Origin of the sequence: Mycobacterium sp. PS03-16 (assembly GCF_004570325.1) — a bacterium.
Classification (GTDB): domain Bacteria; phylum Actinomycetota; class Actinomycetes; order Mycobacteriales; family Mycobacteriaceae; genus Mycobacterium.
This window is the reverse complement of the sequence record NZ_SPQO01000049.1, coordinates 21,792-28,241: the sequence shown is the minus strand read 5'-3', so window position 1 is coordinate 28,241 and position 6,450 is coordinate 21,792. Positions and strand designations below refer to the sequence as shown.

9 protein-coding genes are annotated in these 6,450 nt (G+C 72.9%); all 9 read left to right on the top strand.

The genetic code is table 11. The annotated features are described in order from the left end of the window. Positions 1-149 (top strand): aldehyde dehydrogenase family protein (locus E4P42_RS24960; RefSeq protein WP_135127590.1); only part of this gene is annotated, 149 nt, incomplete at its 5' end. 52 nt (positions 150-201) lie between these two features. Beyond that, the gene (locus E4P42_RS24955; RefSeq protein ID WP_135129116.1) at positions 202-726 is read left to right on the top strand and encodes a DUF779 domain-containing protein; all 525 of its coding nucleotides are present in this window, start codon (positions 202-204) and stop codon (positions 724-726) included. A 29-nt stretch (positions 727-755) separates the two neighbouring features. Further along, a complete protein-coding gene (locus tag E4P42_RS24950) occupies positions 756-1,034 on the top strand; it encodes a putative holin (protein ID WP_209305867.1) in 279 nt (92 codons plus the stop codon). Next, entirely contained in the window at positions 1,027-1,572 is a 546-nt protein-coding gene (locus E4P42_RS24945) for a hypothetical protein (RefSeq protein ID WP_135129114.1), read from the top strand. Before E4P42_RS24950 ends, E4P42_RS24945 begins: the two co-directional genes overlap by 8 nt. Before the next feature lie 48 nt (positions 1,573-1,620). Further along, positions 1,621-3,207, top strand: a complete 1,587-nt coding sequence (locus E4P42_RS24940) for an ABC transporter substrate-binding protein (protein ID WP_135129112.1) — start codon at positions 1,621-1,623, stop codon at positions 3,205-3,207. Then, positions 3,195-4,211 (top strand): ABC transporter permease, encoded by a 1,017-nt coding sequence (locus tag E4P42_RS24935; protein ID WP_135129110.1) that lies wholly within the window; start codon positions 3,195-3,197, stop codon positions 4,209-4,211. Before E4P42_RS24940 ends, E4P42_RS24935 begins: the two co-directional genes overlap by 13 nt. Beyond that, positions 4,208-5,035, top strand: a complete 828-nt coding sequence (locus tag E4P42_RS24930; protein ID WP_135129108.1) for an ABC transporter permease — start codon at positions 4,208-4,210, stop codon at positions 5,033-5,035. Before E4P42_RS24935 ends, E4P42_RS24930 begins: the two co-directional genes overlap by 4 nt. Further along, a complete protein-coding gene (locus E4P42_RS24925) occupies positions 5,029-5,826 on the top strand; it encodes an ATP-binding cassette domain-containing protein (RefSeq protein WP_371287082.1) in 798 nt (265 codons plus the stop codon). The genes E4P42_RS24930 and E4P42_RS24925 overlap by 7 nt, the downstream gene beginning before the upstream one ends. After that, positions 5,823-6,449, top strand: coding sequence for an ABC transporter ATP-binding protein (locus E4P42_RS24920; protein WP_135129104.1), 627 nt, complete (start codon positions 5,823-5,825; stop codon positions 6,447-6,449). The genes E4P42_RS24925 and E4P42_RS24920 overlap by 4 nt, the downstream gene beginning before the upstream one ends. The last annotated feature ends 1 nt before the right edge of the window (position 6,450 follow it).

Here is a 6,450-nt window from a genome sequence, read left to right as displayed (position 1 = left end):
GCTACCACATGTACCCCGCCCACGCCGCGTTCGGCGGCTACAAGCAATCCGGCATCGGCCGCGAAAACCACGCCATGATGCTCGACCACTACCAGCAGACCAAAAACCTCCTCGTCAGCTACAGCAATAAAGCCCAAGGCTTCTTCTGACCGGTCCCGTTCCCCCGCGAGCAGACGCAAAAGTGGCCTAAAGTTGCCTTAAATGAACACTTTTGCGTCTGCTCGCGAGAAGAAGGTGACTCCGCCACGCGCGCTGATCACCGCGGCCGCGGCCGAGCTGCTGACCACTCTGCAGGGCCGGCACGGGGCGCTGATGTTCCACCAGTCCGGCGGCTGCTGCGACGGGTCGTCGCCGATGTGCTATCCCGACGGCGATTTCATCGTCGGTGACCGTGACGTGCTGCTCGGCGTGCTCGACGTCGGCGACGGGGTGCCGGTGTGGATCTCGGGCCCGCAGTTCGAGGCGTGGAAGCACACGCAGCTGGTGATCGACGTGGTGCCGGGCCGCGGCGGCGGGTTCAGCCTCGAGGCGCCGGAGGGCAAGCGGTTCCTCAGCCGCGGCCGCGCTTTCACCGACGCCGAGAACGAGGCGCTGGCCGCCGACCCGCCGCTGACCGGGATGCAGTACGCCGACGGCGCCCGGCCGGCGCAGCGCGCGCCCGTGGTGGCCGAAGCCGAAGAGGCGTGCCCGATACCTGCGAGGCGCGCCGACCGCGTGCAGCCGTAGCGGCGCGTCTCGGCGTTATCGTCGAGATCGTGATCCCGCTGCCGCGCGTATGGCTGCTGACCAGTGCGATGCTGGTCGGTGCCGCGGTCGGGTTGATCGCGGCGGTCACCGCGACCCTGCTGATCACCGCGTCCGTGCGCCCCGACATCACGATCGCGCTGGTCACCGGCGTGCCCGGGGCGCTCGGGCTGCTGATGATCCTGACCTCCGGGCGACGCTGGGTGACCACCGCCGGGGCGTTCACGCTGGCCATCGCGCCGGGATGGCTGGGTGCGCTGGCGCTGATCGAGGTGGTCAACGGTGGCTGACGCCAATCGCGACTCCGCGACGACGGGTGAGCCGACGTCGCCGTACCTGCCGACCTTCGACACCGGTGGCTTCAGCCATCCGGACCCGCTGACGCCGCTCGCCGCCAAGCCCGAACCCACCCTCACCCTGGACCGCGAACCGGAACCGCTGGCCTATCAGGCCTTCAGCCTCGATGACCTCGAACGGGTCACGGTCGCGCCGCCACCGCCGCCGGTCGTCGTCCCCGGCGCCTACCAGTTCGTCAAGCGCTGGGTGTTCGCGCTGATCGTCGCCGCGGTGTGGGTTATTGCCGCACCGGCCGGTGCGGGTTTCTACTACTGGTGGGTGGGCGACACCGACGTCGACAAGACCTGGCCGGTGTACGGCGTGCTGGTCTACCTCATCGTTGCCACGGTCGCCGGCCTGGTGGTCGCCACGGCCGCGAAACGCCCGCTGATCTCGGCGCTGGCGATCGCGTTGATGTCGGCCCCGGTGGCGTCGACCGCCGGGGCGGCCGCCCTCTACGGCGCCTACGTGTTCGGGTGGCTCACCCTCTGACGTGAACCGGCACCTGCACGGTGCGGGTTCATGTGTTCAGATAGACAGATGACGTCCCGCACCGGACGGGCGCGCACGCTCGCCGTGGCCGCCGCCGCCGTCTTGGCGGCGGCTGGTTGCGCGACGCCCTCCCGGTCCGCGCAGCCAGACCAGATCGTCCTGGCCGACGCAGGAGAACTCGGCGGCTTCAACCCCGTCTCCGGCTACGGCGAATCCGGGGTGTCACCGATCTACGAGTCGCTGTTCCGCCCGCACAGCGCCACCGACGACACGGTCCCCGACCTGTTCCCCGCGCTGGCCGGCGCCGACCCCGAACCGGTCGGCCCTGGCCGGTGGCGGATTGCGCTGCGCGGCGACGTCACGTTCTCCGACGGCAGCACTCTGAACGCCGACGACGTCGTCGCGACCTATGCGGCGGTCAAGGATCCCCGCGTGGCGTCGCCGATCGCCACCAACGTCGCACCGGTCAACCGGGTGAGCGCCGACGGTGACGACGCCGTCATCGTCGATGTCGACGCCACCGACCCGAAACCCTTCCTGCTGTTGGGCATTCTGCCGTCGGAGAAGGTCGAACCCGGCCCGGCCGCCGACTGGGCCGTCAACACCGAACCCGTCGGCACCGGGCCCTACCGGCTCGAGCGCCTGCGGCCCGATCAGGCGGTCCTGGTCGCGCGCGACGACTACTGGGGCGAACCGCCGCAGGTGCGGCGGCTGGTCTACACCTACACCCCAGACGACAACACCCGTGCCCAGCGCATCGTCGCCGGGGAGGTGGACGGCGCGAATCTGCCGCCACGGCTTGTCGATTCGGTCGGCGACGGCGGGGTCGAGACCGTCGCCGTGCAGTCCGCCGACTGGCGGGCGGTATCGCTGCCCGCGGGCAACGTGTTCACCGCGGACCCCGCGGCCCGCCTGGCGATGAACCACGGCGTCGACCGCGACGCCGTGGTGCGCGACGTACTCGCCGGATACGGGCGACCGGCCAGTACCCCGATCGCCGAGGTGTACGGCGCCGCGTACGAACCGGCCGCCCAGTTCGGCTTCGACATCGCGCGGGCGACGACGCTGCTCGACCAGGCCGGATGGCGGCCCGGTCCCGGGGGTGTACGCGAAAAGTTCGGAGACCGAGCGTCATTCGAGCTGCTGTACAACGCCCAGGACACGCTGCGCCGCGATGTCGCGGTGGCGTTCGCGGCGGCGATGCGACCGCTGGGCATCGAGGTGCGTCCGCGCGGCACCAGCTGGGACGAGATCGACACCCGGTTCGCCGACGCGGCCGTCGTGCTGGGCGGCGGGTCTACGCCCTACAGCATCGACTCGCAGGTGTACGACACCCTGCACACCCGCGTGCCGGATTCCTCGCTGTACTCCAACCCGGGGAACTTCACCGCCCCCCGGCTCGACGAACTGTTGGAGGAGGCCCGCCGAACCGCGCCCGGAGCGCGCAAAGACGCGGTGTACCGGCAGATCCAGTCGGCCTACGCCCAGCAGCCGTCGCACGTGTTCGTCGCGTTCGTCGATCACACCTACGCCTACCGCGACACCGGCTGGCGGCAGGTCGCGCCGATCCTCGAACCGCATGCGCACGGGGTGTCGTGGGGCCCGTGGTGGGATCTCGCGGCATGGACACGCTGACCGCACCGCGGCCCCGGGCCCACCGGGCGAGGTCGCGAAACGCTCTGCGCCTGCTGCTGATCCGTCTGGCCGTCGCGCTGCCCGTCACGGTCGGGGTGTCGGTGGCGATGTTCGCGATCGCGTCGCTGTCGCCGCTCGACCCGCTGGTCGCCTACCTCGGCGACGATGTCCAGCGCGCCACCCCCTCGCAACGGGAGGCGATGCGCGCCGCCTACGACACCGACCTGCCGTGGTGGCAGGCGTGGTGGGACTGGTTCACCGGCCTGCTGCGCGGCGACCTCGGCTGGTCGTCGACGCAGTCGCAGCCGGTCACCACGGTGCTCGCCGAACGAATGCCGTTCACGCTCGGGCTCTCCGGCGCGGCGCTGCTGCTCGCGGCGGTGGCCGCGATCCTGCTCGGCTGCCTGGCCGGGATGCGCCGCGGCGGCCTGCTCGACCGCATGTGCACCGGGCTCTCGGTGCTGTTCGCCGCGGTGCCGCCGTTCGTCGTGTCGCTGGCCCTGGTGGCCGTCGTCGCGGTCGGGCTGCGCTGGTTGCCGGCCTCGGGCGCGAGCGCTCCGGGCGACGACTACCACCTGACCGGGGTGGCCCGGCATGCGGTGCTGCCGCTGATCGCGCTGACGGTGTCGCAGCTCCCATGGCTGCTGCTGAGCACCCGGACCGCGGTCGTGGCGGCCTGCGGATCGGATGCCGTGCGGGCGGCGCGGGCCCGCGGCATCGACGGCGCCACCCTGCTGTGCGGGCACATCGCACCGGTGTCGGTGCTGCCGACCCTGGCGCTGCTCGGCACCCGGCTGCCCGAACTGATCGCCGGCGCGGCGATCGTCGAGACCGTGTTCGGCTGGCCCGGCATGGCGGCCGTACTCGTCGAATCCGCTGCCGCGCTGGACTTCCCGCTCCTGGCGGCGCTGACCGTGGGCTCCGCACTGGCCGTGCTGGCCGGTTCGGCGCTGTCGGATGCCGCGGCGGTGGCGCTGGACCCGCGCATCGGGATGCCCGCATGACCGCGCTCGCCGCACCCCGCCGCGCCCGCCTCGAGTGGCCGTGGCTGGTGATCGCGGTGATCGTCGCGGCGGCCGTCACGATTCCCGCGCTGGCCGGGGAGCAGATCGCCGACTTCTCCGCGGCCCTGCGGGGGCCGAGTGCCGACCACCTGGCCGGCACCGACCACTCCGGATACGACCTGCTGGTCCGGTCCGCCGAGGGCCTGCGGATCTCGCTGGTGATCGCCGCGGTGTGCGCGCTGGCCGCGACCCTGCTCGGCGTGCTGATCGGGGTGGCTGCGGCGCTGACCGGCGGGTGGATCGACGCGGTGGTGATGCGCCTGGTCGACGGGTTCAACGCGCTCCCGCACCTGGTGGTCGGCATCGTGATCGCCGCGATGTGGCGGGGCGCCCCGCTGGCCATCATCGCCTCGATCGCGCTGACCCACTGGCCCGCCGTCGCCCGCGTGGTGCGCGCCGAACTGCTCGCGGTCGCCGACGCCGGCTGGGTGCAGCACGCGCGCCTGGCGGGGGCCACGCGGTGGTTCATCGCACGCCGCCACCTCGTGCCCGCGGTCACCGGCCAGGCGCTGGTCGCGATGGTGATGCTGCTGCCGCACGCGGTATGGCACGAGTCGACGCTGTCGTTCCTCGGCGTCGGGCTGTCGCCCGACCGGGCCAGCCTCGGCACGCTGCTGGGTCAGGCCCGAGGCGACGTGCTGACCGGGGCCTGGTGGACGCTCACGGTGCCCGCCGCCGCGCTGATCGTCACCGCACTGGCGTTCGCGTCGGCCGGCGCCGCGGTGCGCCGGCGCAGCGCGCCCCCGGCCGGGCAGGTGTGGTGACCGCCGCACCCGCCGCGACGCTGCGCGGCCTCACCGTCGACATCGCCGTCCGTCGCGGCCGCCGCGCACCGGTTGTGCGTGTCCTCGACGGAGTCGACCTCACCGTCCCGGCGGGACGGGTCACCGCCCTGATCGGAGAGTCGGGCTGCGGTAAATCCTTGGCCGCGCTGGCGCTGTGTGGTCTGCTGCCGCCCGGTGCCCGCGCCACCGGGACGATCACCGTGGCCGGCGCGGCGATCGGCGCCGCCGACGAGCGGCGCTGGCGCGCGCTGCGCGGCAAGCACATCGGTGTGGTGCCGCAGTCGGCGGCGACGTCGTTCACTCCGGTCCGTACGGTCGGCGCGCAGGTCGCCGAGGTGTGCGCGCGGCTGGCCGCCGACCGTCCGCCCGCCGACCTGTTCGGGGCGGTGCGGCTGCCCCGGAACGTGGGGGACCGGTACCCGCACGAACTGTCCGGCGGGATGGCGCAGCGCGCCGCCATCGCCGCCGCGCTGGCCGGCCGGCCCGGCCTGCTGATCGCCGACGAACCGACCTCCGCGCTGGACGCGGCCAACGCCGACGCGGTGTGGGCGCTGCTCGCCGATGCGGCGGCCGGTGGCGCCGGTGTCCTGGTCATCACCCATGACCTGCCATCCCTGTTGCGCGCCGGGGCCTGTGCCGAGATCGCGCTGATGCGCGACGGCGCCGTGCTCGGCCAGGCGGACACCGCCGCAATGCTCGACCGTGCGGACGACACTGAGGGCTACGCGCGGCGGTTCTTCGCGACGACGCCTGCGGTGAACCGGGCGTGAGGGACCACCACCTCGACGCCCGGGGCGTCACCGTCGCGTTCGGGGACGCCCCGGTGCTCGACCGCGTCGACCTCACCGCCCGCACCGGCGCCATCACCGGCGTCACCGGCCCGTCGGGTTGCGGCAAGACCACGTTGCTGCGGGTGCTGGCCGGACTGCACCGGCCGGACGCCGGCACCGTCCGCTACGACGGGGCCGTCACTGCGCCGCGGGGCGGGGTGGCGTTGCTCGCCCAGCATCCGCGGCTGGTGTGCAACCCGCGGTGGACGCTGACGGCGATCATCGCCGAACCCGCCACCATCCGCGGCGAGCGCGCGGCCGGTCTCGACGACGTGGCCGTGCGCGCCGGACTCGAGCCGTCGTTGCTGGACCGCTACCCGGGGCAGGTCAGCGACGGCCAGCTGCAACGGGCCTGTGTCGCCCGAATCCTGATGCAACGCGCGGCCTTCGTCCTGTGTGACGAACCGACCGCGATGCTCGACCCGATCGCCACCGACCACGTCGCCGGGGTGCTGCGCGAGATTGCCCGTACCGCGTGTGTGGTGCTGGTGAGCCACGACCGGGCGCTGGTCGAGGAAGTGAGCACCCACGCCGTCGCCCTGCCGGTTCGCGCCGACCACTAGT